General features: G+C 43.2%; 21 protein-coding genes. 20 read left to right on the forward strand and 1 reads right to left on the reverse strand.

Features of this window, described 5'->3' with window-relative positions; all coding sequences use genetic code 11:
- Window positions 1-20: 20 nt before the first annotated feature.
- The 14 genes from PGY05_RS08630 (at window position 21) to PGY05_RS08695 (ending at window position 11683) form a co-directional block, all read left to right on the forward strand.
- Entirely contained in the window at window positions 21-2228 is a 2208-nt protein-coding gene (locus tag PGY05_RS08630; protein WP_175305360.1) for an LTA synthase family protein, read from the forward strand.
- A gap of 29 nt (window positions 2229-2257) precedes the next feature.
- Complete coding sequence (locus tag PGY05_RS08635; RefSeq protein WP_195509582.1) at window positions 2258-3565, forward strand: bifunctional folylpolyglutamate synthase/dihydrofolate synthase; 1308 nt, start codon at window positions 2258-2260, stop codon at window positions 3563-3565.
- Window positions 3558-3692, forward strand: coding sequence for a hypothetical protein (locus PGY05_RS08640; RefSeq protein WP_022220983.1), 135 nt, complete (start codon window positions 3558-3560; stop codon window positions 3690-3692). The genes PGY05_RS08635 and PGY05_RS08640 overlap by 8 nt, the downstream gene beginning before the upstream one ends.
- A gap of 11 nt (window positions 3693-3703) precedes the next feature.
- On the forward strand, window positions 3704-5074 hold the full coding sequence (locus PGY05_RS08645; protein WP_270475683.1) for a tetratricopeptide repeat protein: 1371 nt from the start codon (window positions 3704-3706) through the stop codon (window positions 5072-5074).
- Window positions 5075-5267: 193 nt separating this feature from the next.
- Complete coding sequence (locus PGY05_RS08650) at window positions 5268-5582, forward strand: STAS domain-containing protein (RefSeq protein ID WP_008372950.1); 315 nt, start codon at window positions 5268-5270, stop codon at window positions 5580-5582.
- Window positions 5582-6052, forward strand: coding sequence for an anti-sigma F factor (gene spoIIAB, locus PGY05_RS08655; RefSeq protein ID WP_008372952.1), 471 nt, complete (start codon window positions 5582-5584; stop codon window positions 6050-6052). The genes PGY05_RS08650 and spoIIAB overlap by 1 nt, the downstream gene beginning before the upstream one ends.
- Window positions 6031-6750 carry an RNA polymerase sporulation sigma factor SigF gene (gene sigF, locus PGY05_RS08660; RefSeq protein ID WP_008372953.1) on the forward strand — a complete coding sequence of 240 codons (720 nt, stop codon included), beginning with the start codon at window positions 6031-6033 and terminating at the stop codon, window positions 6748-6750. Before spoIIAB ends, sigF begins: the two co-directional genes overlap by 22 nt.
- Before the next feature lie 74 nt (window positions 6751-6824).
- Window positions 6825-7007 carry a hypothetical protein gene (locus PGY05_RS08665; protein ID WP_044999057.1) on the forward strand — a complete coding sequence of 61 codons (183 nt, stop codon included), beginning with the start codon at window positions 6825-6827 and terminating at the stop codon, window positions 7005-7007.
- Window positions 6991-7626, forward strand: coding sequence for a stage V sporulation protein AA (locus PGY05_RS08670; protein WP_022220981.1), 636 nt, complete (start codon window positions 6991-6993; stop codon window positions 7624-7626). Before PGY05_RS08665 ends, PGY05_RS08670 begins: the two co-directional genes overlap by 17 nt.
- Window positions 7616-8032, forward strand: a complete 417-nt coding sequence (locus PGY05_RS08675) for a stage V sporulation protein AB (RefSeq protein WP_022220980.1) — start codon at window positions 7616-7618, stop codon at window positions 8030-8032. The genes PGY05_RS08670 and PGY05_RS08675 overlap by 11 nt, the downstream gene beginning before the upstream one ends.
- Before the next feature lie 12 nt (window positions 8033-8044).
- Window positions 8045-8503 (forward strand): SpoVA/SpoVAEb family sporulation membrane protein, encoded by a 459-nt coding sequence (locus tag PGY05_RS08680; protein ID WP_008372960.1) that lies wholly within the window; start codon window positions 8045-8047, stop codon window positions 8501-8503.
- 16 nt (window positions 8504-8519) lie between these two features.
- Entirely contained in the window at window positions 8520-9530 is a 1011-nt protein-coding gene (gene spoVAD / locus PGY05_RS08685; RefSeq protein WP_022220979.1) for a stage V sporulation protein AD, read from the forward strand.
- Between the two features lie 13 nt (window positions 9531-9543).
- Window positions 9544-9900 carry a SpoVA/SpoVAEb family sporulation membrane protein gene (locus PGY05_RS08690; RefSeq protein WP_022220978.1) on the forward strand — a complete coding sequence of 119 codons (357 nt, stop codon included), beginning with the start codon at window positions 9544-9546 and terminating at the stop codon, window positions 9898-9900.
- Between the two features lie 148 nt (window positions 9901-10048).
- Window positions 10049-11683: a Na/Pi cotransporter family protein gene (locus PGY05_RS08695; protein WP_270475685.1), complete on the forward strand. Its 1635-nt coding sequence runs from the start codon at window positions 10049-10051 to the stop codon at window positions 11681-11683.
- Window positions 11684-11767: 84 nt separating this feature from the next.
- Here the strand turns inward: PGY05_RS08695 and PGY05_RS08700 are convergent, their stop codons facing one another.
- A complete protein-coding gene (locus PGY05_RS08700; protein WP_055297489.1) occupies window positions 11768-12793 on the reverse strand; it encodes a LacI family DNA-binding transcriptional regulator in 1026 nt (341 codons plus the stop codon).
- 213 nt (window positions 12794-13006) lie between these two features.
- Here PGY05_RS08700 and PGY05_RS08705 point away from each other — a divergent pair, with 213 nt between their 5' ends.
- The 6 genes from PGY05_RS08705 to PGY05_RS16780 all read left to right on the forward strand — a co-directional run bounded on the left by PGY05_RS08705 (window position 13007) and on the right by PGY05_RS16780 (window position 19249).
- Window positions 13007-13945 carry an ABC transporter permease gene (locus PGY05_RS08705; protein WP_008372969.1) on the forward strand — a complete coding sequence of 313 codons (939 nt, stop codon included), beginning with the start codon at window positions 13007-13009 and terminating at the stop codon, window positions 13943-13945.
- Between the two features lie 12 nt (window positions 13946-13957).
- Entirely contained in the window at window positions 13958-14854 is an 897-nt protein-coding gene (locus PGY05_RS08710; protein ID WP_055248992.1) for a carbohydrate ABC transporter permease, read from the forward strand.
- An 84-nt stretch (window positions 14855-14938) separates the two neighbouring features.
- Window positions 14939-16558, forward strand: coding sequence for an ABC transporter substrate-binding protein (locus tag PGY05_RS08715; RefSeq protein WP_147574850.1), 1620 nt, complete (start codon window positions 14939-14941; stop codon window positions 16556-16558).
- A 13-nt stretch (window positions 16559-16571) separates the two neighbouring features.
- Complete coding sequence (locus PGY05_RS08720; RefSeq protein WP_270475686.1) at window positions 16572-18038, forward strand: glycoside hydrolase family 32 protein; 1467 nt, start codon at window positions 16572-16574, stop codon at window positions 18036-18038.
- Window positions 18039-18056: 18 nt separating this feature from the next.
- The gene (locus PGY05_RS08725; RefSeq protein ID WP_215633763.1) at window positions 18057-19013 is read left to right on the forward strand and encodes a carbohydrate kinase family protein; all 957 of its coding nucleotides are present in this window, start codon (window positions 18057-18059) and stop codon (window positions 19011-19013) included.
- A gap of 131 nt (window positions 19014-19144) precedes the next feature.
- Window positions 19145-19249, forward strand: a complete 105-nt coding sequence (locus tag PGY05_RS16780) for a dockerin type I domain-containing protein (protein WP_082424237.1) — start codon at window positions 19145-19147, stop codon at window positions 19247-19249.
- Window positions 19250-19318 lie beyond the last annotated feature (69 nt).

Consider the following 19318-nt stretch of genomic DNA (forward strand, 5'->3'; position numbering starts at 1 on the left):
AATGGCAGAAGCTGAAGAATATGAAGCCAGGAGATATAAAGGCGCATTTAAAAAAGCAGCATGAGCGAAGACAGCAGATTCTTGAAAAGCGGCGAAACAGCAAATTCGCAAAAAAGATGGCACCGTACTATAAGATAATGAACCGGTTCTCTTTGCCGCTTCAGGCACTGTGGGCTTGTATCATTAACTTTATCATTGAAGCACTGTCCAGACATTCTGCAATTGCAGCTTGGCAGTATATGACAGGAACACCGCTGGTATTTTTGTATAATGCCGGAATGATTTTCGTTACACTTTTAATCGCTTATCTGGTGCGGCGCCGGGTGTTTACACGACTGATCATCAGTGCATTGTGGCTCTTTCTGGGTGTTGTCAACGGAGTGATGCTGGCAAAGCGTGTTACGCCGTTTAATGCACAGGATCTAAAGACATTTACAGAAGGACTGTCACTGTTTACAAACTATTTCTCGGTGGCAGAGCTTGTGATGATGGGAATTGGTGTTCCGGCACTGCTCATCTGGCTGGTTGCCATGTGGAGACGTGCCGGACAGTATGAAGGAAAGATGCACAGGATCCCGATGCTGATTATTGTTGTTGCAGCGTTTTTTGGATATTCTTTACTGACAAATGTTGCTGTAGATAAGAGGATTATTTCTACTTACTTTGGAAATATCGCATTTGCTTATCAGGATTACGGACTTCCGTATTGTTTTTCGGCCAGCCTTTTTAATACAGGTATTTCAGAACCGAATGATTATAACAAAGACACGATCGAGAAGATCACGGATAATAGAGAGATGACAGAGAGCACATCCGACAATGGTGTGAGACCGAATGTCTTGTTTGTACAGCTGGAATCTTTCTTTGATCCTATTGAATATGAGGATCTGCAGATGTCAGAGGATCCGATTCCGAATCTGCGCAAGATGTTTGAAAATTATTCTTCCGGATATTTTAAGGTTCCTTCGGTAGGAGCCGGAACAGCCAATACAGAATTTGAAGTGCTGACAGGTATGAACCTGCGTTATTTCGGACCGGGCGAGTATCCTTATAAGACAAAGCTTAAGAATCAGGTATGTGAAAGTGCAGCAACTGCATTTTCTGCATTCGGTTACGGAACCCATGCGATTCACAACAACGGTGGTAATTTCTACAGCCGTGCGAAGGTATTTAACAATATTGGTTTTGACAGCTTTACAAGTAAAGAGTTTATGAATATTCTCCAGACAACAGAGAATGGATGGTCAAAGGATGATATTCTTCTGACGCACATCAAAGACGCTCTGGACTCTACCGAGCAGGAGGATTTTGTATTTACAGTCAGTGTACAGGGACATGGAAATTATCCGACAGAAAAGGTGATTGAGAACCCGAAGATCACCGTAACAGGAGCACCGACAGAAGAGAAGAACAATGCCTGGGAATACTATGTGAACCAGGTATATGAGATGGATCAGTTTGCTGGTAATCTGGTAAAAATGATGGAAGAACGCGGTGAGCCGACTGTGGTCGTATTCTATGGTGACCATCTGCCGACAATGGGACTGGAAGCAAAGGATATGAAGAACCGTTATCTGTACAATACAAATTATGTGATCTGGGACAATCTTGGACTTCAGAAAGAGGACCGGAACATTCCGTCCTACCAGATCATGGCGGATGTGATGGACCGCCTGGGATTACATTCCGGTACGGTATTCAACTATCACCAGCAGAGACGCCAGACAAAGGATTATCTGAAGGATCTGGAGCTGTTACAGTATGATATTCTGTATGGAGACCAGTATGTATACAATGGTAAGCCGCCGATCACAGAAGGCCATATGCAGATGGGGATCAAGGAGGTTACGCTCACGGATCTTGTAGAAAATCTGGATGAGACCTACAGCCTCTACGGAACAAACTTTACTAAATGGAGCAAGGTTTACATCAATGATGAAAAGCAGGAATCTACTTTCCTCAATAATACAAGGATCGAACTTCCGGACAGTAAGCTGAAAGATGGAGACATCATTACGGTCAGCCAGGTCGGATCAAGCAATACCATCTTCAGGACTTCAAGAGAATATATTTACATGGATGGAAAAATCCTGGAATATACAGATGAAGTAAAAGAACAGAAGAATTCTGCAAAGACGGACGGCGATCAGCAGAAGACAGAAAATGCCGGACAGTCCGGAGAACAGCAGGATCAGAATAATAAAGAAGAAAAGAGCGGGCAGCAGTAGAGTTCCGCTTAAGAAAGACGGGAAAGATTGTGAAGTATGAAGAAGTAGTCCGATATATAGAGGACATACCAAAATTTACAAAGAAGCATACGCTTTTGCATACCCGTGAATTTATGAGAAGATTGGGGAATCCCTGCCAGGGAAGAAAGGTTCTTCATGTGGCAGGGACGAACGGAAAGGGAAGCGTCTGCGCATATATGCAGGCGATTCTTCTTTTTGAGGGAAAGCGTGTCGGATTTTTTACATCACCACATCTGGTGAAGCTCAACGAGCGGATCCGGATCAATGGAAAAGATATTGACGATGATACCTTCTGCCGGATTTTTGCAAAGGTGCGGCAGGTGGCAGAAGAACTGGAAAAGGAAGGGATGGAACATCCTTCTTATTTTGAATTCCTGTATGGAATGGGTATGCTTGCATTTGAAGAGAACGATGCAGAGTATATTGTACTGGAGACAGGACTTGGCGGAAGGTTGGATGCGACTAATTCCTTCGAGCATCCGTTCCTGAGCGTGATCACATCGATCGGACTGGATCACACAGAGATCCTTGGAGATACGATTGAAAAGATCGCGGGAGAAAAAGCCGGAATTATCAAAAAAGGCGTACCGGTATTTTTTGACGGCTCTGATGAAAGAAGTAGTCGGGTTATAGAAGAAACTGCCGAAAATGTAGAAGCACCGTGGTATAAAATGGAAAAAGATGCGTTGAAAATTCAAGAAATTACAGACAAACATATTGCTTTTTCTATTTTGGATGAGTATGATAATAATACCGTATGGCAGGTGGCCAGCACCGGAATCTATCAGGTGATGAACGCAGCACTTGCAATCCGGGCGATGAGATATACATTTGGCGAAAAGGCAGAAATCTGCAAATGGCAGAAGGTGGTTGCATCTGTTAAATGGCAGGGAAGAATGGAAGAGGTTCTTCCCGGAGTTATCTTTGACGGGGCGCATAATCTTGCGGCAATCCGCGAATTTACAAAGAGTATCCGGCTGCAAAGAGAGGTGGAAGGGGAAATCCATCCACTGATAATCCTTTTTTCAGCCGTTGCAGATAAGGATTACAGTCATATGATTGAGCTTTTATGCAGAGAATCGAAAGCAGATGCTTATGTCATTGCCAAAGTAGATAATAAAAGGGGAGCGCAGGCAGATACACTTGCCGCGTTGTTCCGAAAGTATACAGACAGACCGGTCTATCGGGAGGACACGCTTGCTGATGCATTTACACGTGCACTGAATGAAAAGGGCAGCGAAGGGAAACTTTACTGTCTGGGGTCGCTCTATCTGGTAGGTGAGTTAAAAGAACTGATAGGAGGAGAAGATGCTTAATTTCGAAGAAGAACTCAAGAAGTTCAAACCAAGTCTGGAAGTAGAAGATATCGAGAATGCAGTATATCAGGAGGATCTGTCTGATATGACAGATATCTTAAGAGAGATGATGGATCAGAAAAAATAGGGGAGATTTTGATGGACTATAAGCAGAAACTCGAGTACCAGTCGAACTACTGGTACAATGATGGACTGAAGAAAGCGCAGATCCGGGATCTGTCCGGGGCAATTGTGTCGTTAAAAAGAAGTTTGCAGTTTAACAGAGAAAATATCACAGCGAGGAATCTTCTCGGACTTGTCTATTATGGACGTGGAGAAGTAGCGGAGGCTCTTGTAGAGTGGATCATCAGTAAAAACTTCAGGGCTTCAGAGAATATTGCCAGCTACTATATCAGTAAGGTTCAGGATAATCCAAGTGAGCTGGAGAAGGTGAATCAGGCAGTTCACAAATACAACCAGTGTCTTGGATACTGTAGACAGAATGGAGAAGATCTTGCGATCATCCAGCTGAAAAAGGTGGTTGTGGCACATCCGTCTTTCCTGAAGGCATATCAGCTTCTGGCACTTCTTTATATGCATTCCGGACAGTATTCCAAAGCAAGACAGAGCCTGAAGACAGCACTCAAGCTGGATGTGACGAATGATATTACGCTCCGGTATATGCATGAGCTGAACCGTCAGCGGAATCGGCAGGTTGCACATATTAAAGAGGAAAAGCATGGCAGACAGTCGGTTGTCACATACAATCTGGGAAATGAGACGATCATCCAGCCTGCAGCGACACTGCGAGACAATGCGGCAGTGATGACAGTTGTCAATATTCTGATCGGTATGGTGGTTGGAGCGGCAGTGGTGTGGTTCCTGATCGCTCCGGCGGTAAACCAGACAAAGTCGTCTACAAAAAACCGGAATGTCATTGCACTAAGCGAGCAGATAGCTTCACAGAAGACACAGATTCAGACGCTTAAGGATGAACTGGAGGGATACCGTAACAGCAGTGATGAGGTAGAATCGGCAAAGCAGACCGCCGCATCCACACAGGACAGCTATGATGCCCTGATCAAGGTATATCAGCAGTATTATGGCGGAACAACGAGCAATGCGGATATGGCAGATACGTTGCTTGGACTGAACAGGGATTCGTTGGGAGAAGAGGGACAGAAAATCTACGATTCGATCTCCGGTTCCGTGTTCCCGCGAGTATGTGTGAGCCTGTATTCGACCGCGCAGTATGAAGTGCAGAGTGGAAGTTATGATGATGCCATTTCGGATCTTGAAAAGATCCAGAAGATTGATGACTCTTATAGTGATGGTGGTGTGTACAAGCTTCTTGGAGACGCGTATGCCGGTAAAGGTGATAAGGACAATGCAAAGAGCAATTACGAAAAAGCAGCGACTGATTATCCGGGAACACAGGCAGCATATTCGGCACAGAGCGCACTGGATGCAATGGGATCAGATGGAACTTCGGAGAATACTTCCGGTGGAATAGGCACCCAGGGACAATAAAATATAAAAGGCACAAAAGAGAAAGTAGCGAAAAAAGGCGTTACTTTCTCTTTTGTTTTATAGGAAATTCCGAAGGAACTTCCTATAAAACAAAAGGCACTACGTGCCGTAAATGCACACTCTTTTTATAAATCCATCAAGGCTATTGGCGTATTTGTATAAATAAAAAAGACAGAAAGGGGTTTAACCAAAAATGCAGTATCAGATCAAAGAAAATTGTCTTACGATTTTTCTTCCGGCGGAGGTGGATCATCACAATGCGGAGGAGATCAAACGGGAGGCGGATAAGGTGATCGAGGAACAACATATCAAATATGTGATCTTTGATTTTGGAAGAACGAATTTTATGGACAGTTCCGGGATTGGAGTGATCATGGGACGGTACCGGCATATCTTTCTTCTTGGCGGGGAAGTATGGGCGATACATACAAGTGAACGGATGCGGCAGATTCTGAATATGTCCGGCGTGACGAAGATCATACAGATTTATGAGGAGGGAATGATGTAATGGAATATTTTAACGAGATGGAAGTAGTTTTTGACAGCAGATCGGAAAATGAGGGATTTGCAAGGGTGGCAGTGGCTGCGTTTATGACGCAGATGGATCCGGTTCTGGAGGAAGTGGCAGACGTGAAGACAGCGGTCTCCGAAGCAGTGACGAACAGCATTATTCATGGATATGAGGGACGGACGTCCGGAAAGATCACGGTCTGGTGTGGGATTGAAAAAGATAAGAAGACCATTCTAGTCACAGTGAAGGATCAGGGCATCGGTATCGAAAACGTGGAGCAGGCGATGGAGCCACTCTATACGACCAGACCGGATATGGATCGGTCCGGGATGGGATTTGCATTTATGGAGGCATTTATGGATGAAGTACAGGTGGAATCTGTGCCTGGAAAAGGGACTACGGTTTGGATGAAGAAAACGACAGGAGGGGAAAAGAAGGAAGCTGTATGGACCACACAATCGCATTGATCAGACGGGCTCACGAAGGGGATGAAAATGCGAGGGCACAGCTTGTGGAGGAAAACACCGGTCTGATCTGGTGTGTGGTGAAAAGATTTTACGGACGGGGCACAGAGGCAGAGGATTTATTTCAGATCGGAAGCATCGGGCTTTTAAAAGCGATCGATAAGTTTGATCTGGGCTATGATGTGAAATTTTCAACCTATGCAGTTCCGATGATCACGGGAGAAATAAAGCGTTTCCTGCGTGATGATGGGATGTTGAAGGTTAGCCGTTCCTTAAAAGAGATTGCATATAAAGCATATCAGGCAAAGGAGGCGCTCACGGAAAAGCTTGGAAGAGAACCTCTGCTGGAAGAAATTGCGGAAGAAACGGGTGTGGAAAAAGAGGAGCTGGTGATGGCGATGGAGGCAGCAGGAGAAGTGGAATCGCTTCACAGACCGGTCGGTATGAAAGATGGAAATGAAGTAATGCTGCTGGAAAAGATTGCAGATACAGGCGGTGCAGAAGAAAAGATCCTGGATCATCTTCTGCTTACAGAGCTGATAAAAGAATTAAAAAAAGACGAGAGAAAGCTTCTGTATCTGCGCTATTTTGCAGATAAGACGCAGACAGAAATCGGCGAAGAGCTTGGAATTTCCCAGGTGCAGGTATCCCGGATGGAGAAAAAGATCCTGAAAACCATGCGTGAACACGCAAAAGAATAAAAGGATGTATGTTTTCTGGAAAAACAGGGATACTATTTCCTATCTGAAACAGATCACAAAGGAGGCGGATGCGATTGGAAAGAAGAAAAAAATATATCTGGGGCTGTGTTCTTTGTGCCCTGTTGACAGCTGTTCTGATCGGAATGATCTACTATTACAATGACGTCCGGGGGACAGACCAGGTAAGTGAAGGAACGCTGATCTGGCAGGCGCTACCGGTAAAAGAAAGGACGGATACAGATGTCTTCGGGAAATGAAATACTTTATATCAAAGGGGAAAAGAATACCGAGGTGAAAGAACCAAATGTGACATTGGGAGATATCCTGACAATGGAATGCAGCAATTCTTCCATCATGAACAGGATTAAACCACTGCGGATCCTGAAAATCCCGAAAAAAGAACAGCATAGATATGTGGTGTCTGTTCTGAAAATCATAGAATGTATCCATCGGGAAATTCCCGGACTACAGATTCAGAACGAAGGAGAAAGTGACCTGATCATTACCTATGAAGGGGAGAAAAAACGAAATGCTATCTGGCAGGGAATTAAAGTGGTTGTAGTTGCGGGAATCACATTTATCGGAGCAGCATTTTCCATCATGGCATTTAACAATGATGTGTCGGTGACAAAGATGTTTTCCCGGATTTATCTGCTTCTTACCGGAGAAGAATCGAATGGATTTACCCTGATAGAGCTGACTTACTGCATCGGGCTGATCGTAGGGATCCTGATTTTCTTCAATCATTTAGGAAGAAAGAAATTTACAGCAGATCCGACGCCGATGGAAGTGGAAATGCGTTTGTATGAAAATGATATTCAGGAAACTTTGATCGAAGCTTATGCGAGAAAGGAAAAAGAAGTCGATGTGGATTAGGCAGATTCTGGTGGCGGTGGTTGGTCTTGCATCCGGATTTGCAGTCGCGGCAGGACTGTTTTCATTTATTATCGGACTTGGCGTAGTGTCAGATTTTGCAGACCGGACACATACCGGGAAGCATGTCATGCTGTATGAAAACTGCATTATGGCAGGTGGGATCCTTGGAAATATTTTCTGGGTATACGGGCTCGCGATGCCTGGCGGCAAATGGATTGTCCCGGTGTTTGGACTTTTTTCCGGAATTTTTGTTGGTTGCTGGTCAATGGCACTTGCGGAAATCCTGAATATTTTTCCGATCTTTATCCGGAGGATCAAAATCCTGAAATGTGTGCCATGGCTGATTTTTGGGATGGCGCTTGGGAAAAGCCTTGGAGCACTTCTGTTTTTCTATAAAAGATGGTAACTGGAGGAGAAAATGAAGCAACAAGAGAAAGAAAAAGAGTATGAAACATATGTAAAAGAGAAAACACCGGTCAGGAAGCCTGGACCTGCGATGGCAAAAGCATTCGTGACCGGCGGGATCATCTGTACGATTGGACAGACGATCTTAAATGCGTGCGAAAAGGCGGGAATGTCAAAGGATATTTCTGCAAGCTGGTGTTCACTGATCCTGATCCTGGCAAGTGTGGTGCTGACCGGATTTGGAATCTATCCGAAGATCGCGAACTGGGGAGGAGCGGGAGCACTGGTGCCGATCACCGGATTTGCCAATTCCGTTGCGGCGCCGGCAATTGAATACAAAAAAGAGGGGCAGGTTTTCGGAATTGGCTGCAAGATATTTACGATTGCAGGACCTGTGATCCTGTACGGAGTTTTCACCAGCTGGGTTCTGGGACTGCTCTACTGGATTGGGACGCTGATCGGAATTGTGTGAGCAAGGAGGGATGGACATGAATGCGATGAAAGGGACACAGAGTATTGCATTTTCGGAAAGTCCGTATCTGGTAAGCGCCGGATCGGTTGCCGGAAAAAAAGAAGGAGAAGGACCACTTGGAAAATATTTTGATATTGCATCGGAGGATGACCTTTTCGGAGAGAAAACCTGGGAGCTTGCAGAAGGAACAATGCAGAAGCTTGCGTGTAAGCTGGCATTGAAAAATGCGGGAGTACAGCCGGAGGAGGTACGCTATCTCTTTGGCGGCGATCTTTTAAGACAGGGAATTGCTACATCGATGGGGGCGGAAGAACTTCAGATCCCGGTGTTTGGTCTTTTCGGCGCATGTTCCACATCCGGAGAGGCACTTGCCCTTGCTGCAATGACTGTGGCGGCAGGCTATGGAGATCTGGTGCTTGCTGCAACATCGAGTCATTTTGGAAGTGCAGAAAAAGAATTCCGTTTTCCACTTGGCTATGCGAATCAGAGACCACTTTCTTCTACCTGGACAGTGACAGGAAGCGGAGCCTTTCTGGTAGGAAAAAAGAAAAGCCGGGTGCGGATCAGTGGAGTGACGATTGGGAAAATTGTGGATTATGGGCTGAAGGATTCACAGAACATGGGAGCGTGTATGGCACCGGCAGCGTGTGATACGATTCTGCAGAATCTTATGGATTTTGGAAGAGGTGAAAAGGATTACGACCGGATCATTACCGGAGACCTGGGCTATGTGGGACAATCGATTTTATTTGACCTGCTTCGTAAGAAAGGGCTGGATATCAAAGAAAATCATATGGACTGCGGAATGACGATCTTCGATCAGCAGACACAGCATACCAATTCCGGTGGAAGCGGCTGCGGCTGCGCGGCGATCACTCTTGCAGCATATATTATGCCACAGCTGATATCGGGGGAGTGGAAAAGGATCCTTTTTGTACCAACGGGGGCGCTGATGTCGACGGTCAGCTTCAATGAAGGAGAAAGCGTTCCGGGAATTGCACATGGAATTGTGCTGGAACATTGTTAAAGGAGGAAAGAAAATGGACTATATCAATGCATTCTGGGTAGGAGGACTCATCTGTGCACTGGCGCAGATCCTGCTTGACCGGACGAAAATGATGCCGGGAAGAGTCATGGTAAGCCTGGTGGTACTTGGCTGCATTCTTGGTTTTGTACAGATATTTAAACCATTGCAGGAGTATGCGGGGGCAGGCGTGAGCGTGCCACTGCTCGGTTTTGGAAATACTTTATGGAACGGGGTAAAAGAGGCAGTCGACAAGGAAGGATTTATCGGAATTTTTCTTGGAGGATTCAAGGCAAGTGCGGCAGGAATCAGCGGCGCATTGATTTTTGGGTACATTGCATCATGGATATTTGAACCAAAGATGAAGGGGTAATGGGAATAATTTTCGTCAGAACTACGAAAGAAAATTTATTGTACAGAGAGAAAAATGATGTTAAGATGAAATCGTGGCTGTGTAAATGGCCTGTAAAATAAGAATCAGAGTGAAAAAGAAAAAGTACATAAGAGGAGATAACACGACTATGAAGTACACAAGTATCATTATTCCGTTTGTCGGAGGCCTTGGTATGTTCATTTATGGAATGCAGATCATGGCACAGGGTCTGGAGAATGCTGCCGGCAACCGGATGAAGTCATTGCTTGAAGCACTTACAAAGAATAAGTTCTTCGGTGTATTGCTTGGAGCGTTCATTACCGCAGTGATCCAGAGCTCATCTGCGACGACTGTCATGGTAGTCGGTTTTGTAAATGCCGGTATCATGAACCTTCAGCAGGCGATGGGAGTTATCATGGGTGCGAACATCGGTACAACAGTTACCGGATGGCTGGTATCCAGTGTGGAATGGGCCAAATTTTTAAGTCCGTCCAATCTGGCACCGGTTGCGATTATGATCGGTGTGATCATTATGCTGACCGGAAAGAGGCGTTCGACAAAAGATATCGCAAGTATTGTGGTTGGTTTCGGACTTTTATTTGTCGGGATTTCATCCATGTCCTCAGCGGTGGAACCACTGAAAGATAATGCAGCATTCTGCAATATTTTCGTATCACTGGGACACAATCCGTTGCTTGGAATTGTGGCGGGTGCAGCAGTTACGGCGATCATCCAGAGCTCATCTGCATCGGTCGGAATCCTGCAGAGCCTTGCAGCAGCAGGTCTTGTACCATTTGGCGCAGCAATCTATATTATCATGGGACAGAATATCGGTACCTGCGTAACTGCAATCCTGTCCAGTGTGGGTGCAAAGAAAAATGCGAAAACCGCAGCGCTGATGCATCTGATCTTTAATATCATCGGAACGATCATTTTCAGTATTATTGCGATTGCATATCTGAGTATTGTGAATCCGGCATGGGCGCATGGAAATATCACCCAGACACAGATCAGTATGGTGCATACGGTATTCAATATTGTGACAACCGTTCTGCTGTTCCCGGTTTCTGACTGGATCATCAAGCTTGCCAAGAAGATTGGACATGTGGAAGAAGAGGTACAGGATGAAAGTGTAGTCCTTCTGGATGACCGTATGCTGGAGACCCCTGGTATCGCGATTCAGTCAACCGTTTCCGAGCTTGTCCGAATGGGACATGTGGTTGCGGATTCTCTGGAGGTTGCAAGAAAAGTTATGTTCGAACGAAAAGAAGAACAGATTGCGTTCCTGAAGGAAGAAGAAAGCAAGGTAGACCGGTTAAGTGCCGGTATCACATCCTATGCGATCAAGCTGTCGACTCTGCAGATCAATGAACGTGAGCATGAAGAGGTGGCGCATATGCTCCAGATCGTGTCGGATATGGAACGTATCAGTGATTACTGCGAAAACATTTCTGAGTTCTCGGAATCACTGCTGGAAAAGCAGGTGGATTTCTCTGAGGTTGGAGTGGAACATCTGAACAAGATGCTGGATGTCTGCATTGCAAGTTATCTGTATGCGTTGGAAGCCTTTGAGTCCAATGACCGCGAAAGTGCGTTAAAGACCATCGAGAAAGAAACAGAGGCAGACGGGCTGGAGATTTCCCTCCGTGCAAAGCATATCAAGCGTCTTACCAACCAGCAGTGTAACACAGAAGCCGGAGTGGTATTCCTTGATTCTCTGGTATGCCTGGAAAGAATTTCCGACCATGCCAGAAATATTGCGGAAGAAGTGCTGGCGGAATAGAAGATAGGAAAATGCAAAAGTGCATGTGGCCTGACGGCTGCATGCACTTTTTTCGAATCGTTAAGAAATGGGAGTAATGCCGTATTAACTTGTTGTTTTTCTACGAATAAGTATAGGGGTAATTTGTTTATGAATGGGTTCGGCAAGTGGTACAGGTTTTCGCTTTTTACGTTCTTCCATTTGCTGTACAAGCAGTTCCATGGAGGTTTTGGCGATCAGATCGATTTGCTGTCCAACGGTTGTGATTGGAAGGATAGCTTCACTTGCAATCGGAGAATTGTCAAACCCTACCAATTCGTATGTGTCAGGGAAATAGCCATATTTTTGAAAAATAAGATTAAGAAACATATTGGCATAGGTATCATTTGCAAGAAAGATACCTTTCTTTTTATCAGCATATTTTTCGTCGATGTCCGTAAAAATACGATGCATTTGTGCAAAAATATCCTGATAAGAATCTCCGGCTACATTCAGATTCAGTTCATAAGGAACGTTATGTTCCTGACAGGTTTCTTGAAATGCTAAAATTCGTTTATATGCCGGTACAAAATCGGGAACATTGACATTGATATGAACCAGGATATCACATTTATCGCGGATCAGGAGATTTGTTGCCTGTAGTGCACCCATATAGTTGTCGGTTGTTACACTACAGATATACTTAGCTTCTCTTTCGATGGCAATGACTGGTATCTGATAAGATGCCAGCTTCTCAGAAGAAAGTGTATGACTCAATACAATAAGTCCTTCAATCTGATATGCCATAAGTTCATCAATATACTGTTCTTCTTCTTCCGGACCACGATCGCTGACAAAAACAAGAAACTTATAATGATAGTCTGAATAACTGGAAAGTAACTGCGTAAGCATCTCAGAATAATAGTGCAGATAGAGATTTGGTACAATAATACCGACAAATTCACTTTTTCCATTTGCTAAAACTTTTGCCAGTTTATTCTTTTTATATCCCAAAGCATCAAGTGCCTGTGATATTTTTTCCTGATTCTCAAGTGTCAGAGAATCAGGGTGATTAAAATATCTGGAAATTGTTGTTTTTGAAAAATTGGTATATTCGGCAATGTCAGCAAATGTAACTTGTTTCTTGGCCATAAGATCAATAGACTCCTTTAAAAATTCTTATTCATAGTATAGCAACTAAAAGTCGAAAAGGCAACTATAAAATAACCAGTTATGTAACCGGTAACTTTTGCAAACAAAAGCATTGACAGAGAGATTATTATATGGTACTATTCAGTCATAAAGTAACCGGTTACTTTACCGGTTATACAGCGAGAAGGACAAAGGGAATGGAGGAATAGTTGCATGAAAAGGATGCAGAAACAAACCAGGGCAATGGGAAAACGAACGATGGCAAGTAAGCTGGCTTATGTAAAGAAAAATTGGCAGTTATATGTGTTTTTCCTGATGCCGGCACTTATATTAACCATTATATTCAAGTATCTTCCAATGGGGGGACTGCTGATTGCGTTTGAAGATTATAACGTTATCAAGGGCGTATTTGGAAGTACATGGGTAGGACTTGAGTATTTTAAGCGGTTTTTATCTTCACCGGATTTTATGAATTACCTGCTTAATACATTGAAACTGAGCATTTATGGATTACTTTGGGGATTTCCGGTTCCGATCATCTTAGCTCTTTTACTTAACCAGATCCGCAAACAGGGGATCAAAAAGAAGATCCAGCTTTTGATCTATGCTCCAAACTTTGTGTCTGTTATTGTACTTTGCGGAATGGTCCGTATGTTTTTGTCACCGGTTGGACCTATGAATAAACTTTTGGGAATCAGCACGAACTGGATGACGATGCCTGCTGCATTTCGAACAATCTATATTGCAAGTGGAATCTGGCAGGGAGCCGGGTGGGCTTCGATCATGTATACTGCAGCACTATCGAATGCGAGCAAAGAACTGGAAGAAGCAGCACGTATGGATGGAGCAAATCTGCTGCAGCAGATCTGGTATGTAGAACTTCCGGCGATCAAAGACATTATTGTGATCCAGTTTATCTTACAGGCAGGAAATATTATGAGTATTGGTTTTGAAAAAGCATATGCGCTGCAGACAGATATGAACTTACCGGCATCTGAAATATTATCGACTTATGTATACCGGATCGGACTATTAAACGGAGATTATGGATATTCGACAGCAGTTGGACTGTTCAACTCTGTAATCAATGTGATTTTACTTATTTTTGTAAACTGGGTAGTAAAGAAGCTGAATGATGGTGAAGGATTATAGGAGGAACGTGAAATGAATGGAACAAAGAAAATCAAATATTCACGAACAGATCGGATCATTTTGGGAATTGCATATGTGTTCCTTGGGGTATTTGTTCTTTCAATTTTAATTCCGCTGATCTATGTAGTTCTGGCATCCTTTATGGATCCGACCGTATTAAATAACCAGGGATTAAGTTTTCATATAAAAGACTGGACGTTAGATGCATACCGGCGTGTGCTGGAAAATGATATGATCTGGCGGGGCTTTTTGAATTCTTTTTTGTATTCAATTGCATTTACCGTGATCTCCGTGTTTGTAACTTTACTTGCAGCGTATCCGATGTCAAAAAAGGAATTTGTAGGAAGAAAATTCTTTAATATAATCTTTCTGATCACAATGTTTTTTGGTGGCGGAATGATTCCGACTTTTATTTTGATCAATCAGCTGCACATGGTAAATACGATTTGGGCAATTTTAATCCCTGGTGCATTTAATGTCTGGAATATGATTCTTGCAAGAACCTATTACCAGTCTATTCCGAAAGAACTGCGTGAAGCATCCGCAATTGACGGAGCAACGGAAATCCAACATTTTTTCAAGGTCATGCTTCCGGTATGCAAACCGATTATTGCAGTACTGGCACTGTGGTCATTTGTTGGAATGTGGAACAGCTACTTTGATGCGATGATATATTTAAATGATGCAAACCTGCAGCCACTGCAGCTGGTCCTCAGATCGATCCTCGTTCAGAATACACCTCAGCCGGGAATGATCGCAGATATCCAGAGTACAGCAGAGATGGCAAAAGTAGCAGAACAGCTGAAATATGCAACTATCGTTGTGTCAAGTTTACCATTGCTGGTAATGTATCCATTCTTCCAGAAATACTTCGATAAAGGAATTATGGTTGGTTCTGTGAAGGGATAGTCAGAAAGGAAATATGCAGATATGTGGAAAAAAAATAGAAAAAGAGTGTTGGCATTAGGTTTGACATTTTCGATTATAATTGGGATGGCAGGATGTGGAAAAGAAGAGCAGATGAAGGCGGAAACCAATCCGGATACTCCGGTATCAGAGGTTCAGTTTCCACTGAAAGAAAAAGCTGAATTATCATTCATTACAAATGCTCCTGCAACATCAACGCAGAATCCGAATGAGCGTATCATTTTTAAGAGACTTGAAAAAGAGACAAACGTACATATCGATTGGACTTGTTTTGTGGCGGATCAGTTCTCGGATAAGAAGAACCTTGCGCTGGCTCAGTTCGGAAATCTTCCGGATGGGCTGTTTAATGCAGGAATGAGTGATTATGATCTGCTTCGTTATGCAAAGCAGGGAATCATTATCCCGCTTGAAAATCTGATCGATAAATATATGCCGAATCTGCAGGCTGTATTTGAAAAATATCCGGAGTACCGTACGATGTGTACCGCACCGGATGGTCACATTTATTCATTCCCGTGGATCGAGCAGCTTGGAGCTGGAAAGGAAGCAATTCAGGCGATTGGAGATATTCCATATATCAATAAGAAATGGCTTGATTATCTGGGATTGGAAGTACCAACTACAACAGATGAACTGGAACAGGTACTGATCGCATTCCGTGACCATGCAGATGATCTGAAGAAAGAATTCCAGATTGATGGTGATGTGATTCCGATGTCATTTATTATCAATAATGGAGATCAGGATCCGGCAATCCTGATCAATGGATTTGGGGAAGGATATGGAGACACAGGAGATCATTTTTCTGTAACGGATGATGGAGAGGTTATCTATACAACCGTTCAGGAGGGCTATAAAGAAGGCATTGAGTGGCTGCATAAACTGGTAACAGAGGATCTGGTGGATCCGGAAGCATTTACACAGGAATGGTCTACCTACGTGGCAAAAGGAAAAAATCACAGATATGGTCTCTGTTTTACCTGGGACATTGCCAATATTGATAATAATACGGATTATGTAATGCTTCCGGCACTGACAGGGCCGACCGGAGTGACAAACATTACGAGACAGAATAACAGTGAGACCAGTGGATTTGACCGGGGACGATGTGTATTGACGACCAGCTGCAAAGACACAGCACTTGCAGCTGCCTGGATCGATCAGATGTATGCACCGCTGCAGTCACCGCAGAACAACTGGGGAAGCTATGGAGAGAAAGATTCTTTCAATATTTTTGAGATGTCTACGAATGAAAACGGAGAAAAGATGTTGAAACATCTTGATCTTGGAGAGCAGTCACCGGTAGAAGTCCGTGAAGCACAGTCGGTTAATGGACCGCTTGCGGTACTCAATGAGTATTATGGTGTATATGTGACACAGCCGGAGGATGCAAAATGGCGTCTGGACAATATGCATGAAACCTATCTGAAAGATATGAACAGCAAATATGTATATCCAAATGTATTCATGAGTATCGAAGATACCAATAAAGTGTCACAGTATGATACCGACATCAAAAAATATGCAGAGCAGAAGAAAGCCGACTGGATCTTAAATGGTGGAATCGAAAAAGAGTGGGATTCTTACCTTGATAAAATGGAAAAGTACGGACTTTCCGATTATCTGGCTATTAAACAGAAATATTTCGACCAGTACCAGAAATCGCTTTCAGAAGAGAATAAGTAGCAGGAGAAAATACATGAGTGAGATGTTAGAAAAAGCAAGAAATTATGAGACAGAAAAACAAGTGTATGTAAAGAAAACGACCAAACCACTGTTCCATGTTACGGCACCGACCGGATGGATCAATGATCCGAATGGTTTTTCCGTATATGATGGGAAAATACATTTGTTCTATCAGTACAATCCATATCAGAGAGAGTGGGGACCAATGCATTGGGGACATAGTGTGACTGATGATATGGTCCGCTGGGAGCAGCTTCCGGCAGCGATTGCACCGGATCAGGAATATGATAAGGCAGGATGTTTTTCCGGAAGTGCGATCGAAGCAGATGGAAAGCATGTACTTGTATATACCGGAGTTACCAGAGTAAAGCAGGCAGATGGAAGTGAGCAGGAACGGCAGAATCAGTGTATTGCATTTGGTGATGGAAAAGATTATGTAAAGTATGAAAAGAATCCGGTTGTGACAGGTGAGATGCTTCCAGAAGGATGCAGCCGGATTGATTTCCGTGACCCGAAGATCTGGAAAGAAAACGATACCTATTATCTGATCGTTGGAAATAAGAATGATAATCAGGTTGGGCAAGTTGTGCTTTGTTCGAGCAAAAATCTGACAGACTGGAAATTTGAGACAATTCTGGCATCAAATGAAAATGGTGATATAGGAACGATGTGGGAATGCCCGGATTTCTTTGCTTTAAAAGACAAACATGTGCTGATCTGTTCGCCACAGGATATGAAGGCGCGGAAATATGAGTTTCACAATGGACATAATTCGGTGTATTTTTTGGGAGACTACGATGCAAACAGATACAGATTCAGCAAAGAACAGCCGCATACACTTGATTATGGTATGGATTTCTATGCTCCACAGACAACAGAACTTCCGGATGGCAGACGGATCATGATCGCATGGATGAAATCATGGGATGCCTGTGTGATACCGAATTCGCAGGACTGGCAGGGAATGATGACATTTCCGAGAGAATTGGAGATAAAAGAAAACCGTATCTGGCAGAATCCGGTGAAAGAACTGGAAAATTATTATCAGAATCCATGTTGCTATGAACACACAGAAATCGAAGGCGAGACAGTGCTTGCAGGAGTAGAGGGACGCACAATTGATCTTACGGTGACACTGGAAGATGGAGAAAATACAATCTTTTCTATCAAACTGGCAGCAGATAGTGAGTATGAAACGAGTTATACCTATAATAAGGAAACCAGACTTCTGGAAATCGACCGTACATACTGCGGTGTTACAAAAGATGTGGTATGTGTACGAAAATTCAGAATTGAGGATCCGGCAGGGCTTAAAAAGATGCGTTTTATCCTGGATTATCATTCGATCGAACTTTTTATCAATGATGGACAGCAGACGGCGACCACTGCAATCTGTACGCCTCTGAATGCGAAAGATATTTATTTTTTCAGCGATAAGAAAATGACAATGAGTGTTGAAAAGCATGATATTATAATGTAAAAAGCAGGAGAATAAGAAATGGACGTAGTAGCTTTAGGGGAATTGCTGATTGACTTTACAGAAAATGGTATTAGTAGCCAGGGAAACCCATTGTTTGAGGCAAATCCGGGAGGGGCACCATGCAATGTTCTGGCAATGTTAACGAAGTTGGGACACAAAACGGCTTTTATTGGAAAAGTAGGAAATGATTTTTTTGGAAAGCAATTGGAAGATGCAATTAAAGAAATTGGAATCAATGTGACCGGTCTGAGAAAAGATGATAAAGTACATACGACATTGGCATTGGTTCATACTTATCCGGATGGTGACAGAGATTTCTCTTTTTATCGAAATCCGGGAGCGGATATGATGCTGACAGAAGAGGAAATTCCAGAGGAATTAATTCTTGAGACACGGATTTTTCATTTTGGAACCCTGTCTATGACACATGAGAAAGTACGCAGAGCGACAAAAAAAGCAGTTGCAATTGCAAAACAGGCTGGTGCGATCATTTCATTTGATCCTAATATACGTGAGCCATTGTGGAATTCAATGGATGAGGCAAGAGAGCAGGTATTGTATGGTTTGGGACAGTGTCATATCCTGAAAATTTCAGATAATGAAATTCAGTGGCTGACAGGAAAAAATGACTATACAGAGGCTGTAAAATGGATTAGGGAGAAATATGATATCCCGCTTATCCTGGTATCTATGGGAAAAGAAGGCAGTAGAGCTTATTATCAGGACAGGATGGTTGAAAAAGCACCTTTTATAAACGAAAATACAATAGAAACAACTGGTGCCGGAGATACATTTTGTGCATGTGTTTTGCATTACATATGTAAACATGGACTAGAAAATCTGACTGAGAAAAATTTAAAGGAAATGCTGACTTATGCAAATGCTGCCGCATCAATTATCACAACACGTAAGGGAGCATTGCGGGTGATGCCACGACCGGAAGAAATTGAGGCATTGATTGCAGGACATCACTAAATGTGGAGAGAAAGGGGCTGTGAAAAAAGAATAGTTCCCCAAAAAAAGAAAGACCAAGAGTTTATAATGAACTCAAGGTCTTTCTTTCTGTTATAATTAACTTGTGATGCATATGATATTTAAGCCAAAGGATATTCGAAAGTCATGCAGCGGATATCAATGGAGATGGAAACGTAACGATTACAGATTTAATGCGATTGCTGAATTATGTAAGTGGAAAAAGCGCAACTTTATAATTTTAAACAACTTTAAAGAACTGTATACAGAAATCCTATAGCAGAGAGTTCCCCTCTCTGCTATAATCA

Origin of the sequence: Coprococcus sp. AF51-11b1 (assembly GCF_027682785.1) — a bacterium.
Lineage (GTDB): Bacteria > Bacillota > Clostridia > Lachnospirales > Lachnospiraceae > Allocoprococcus > Allocoprococcus comes.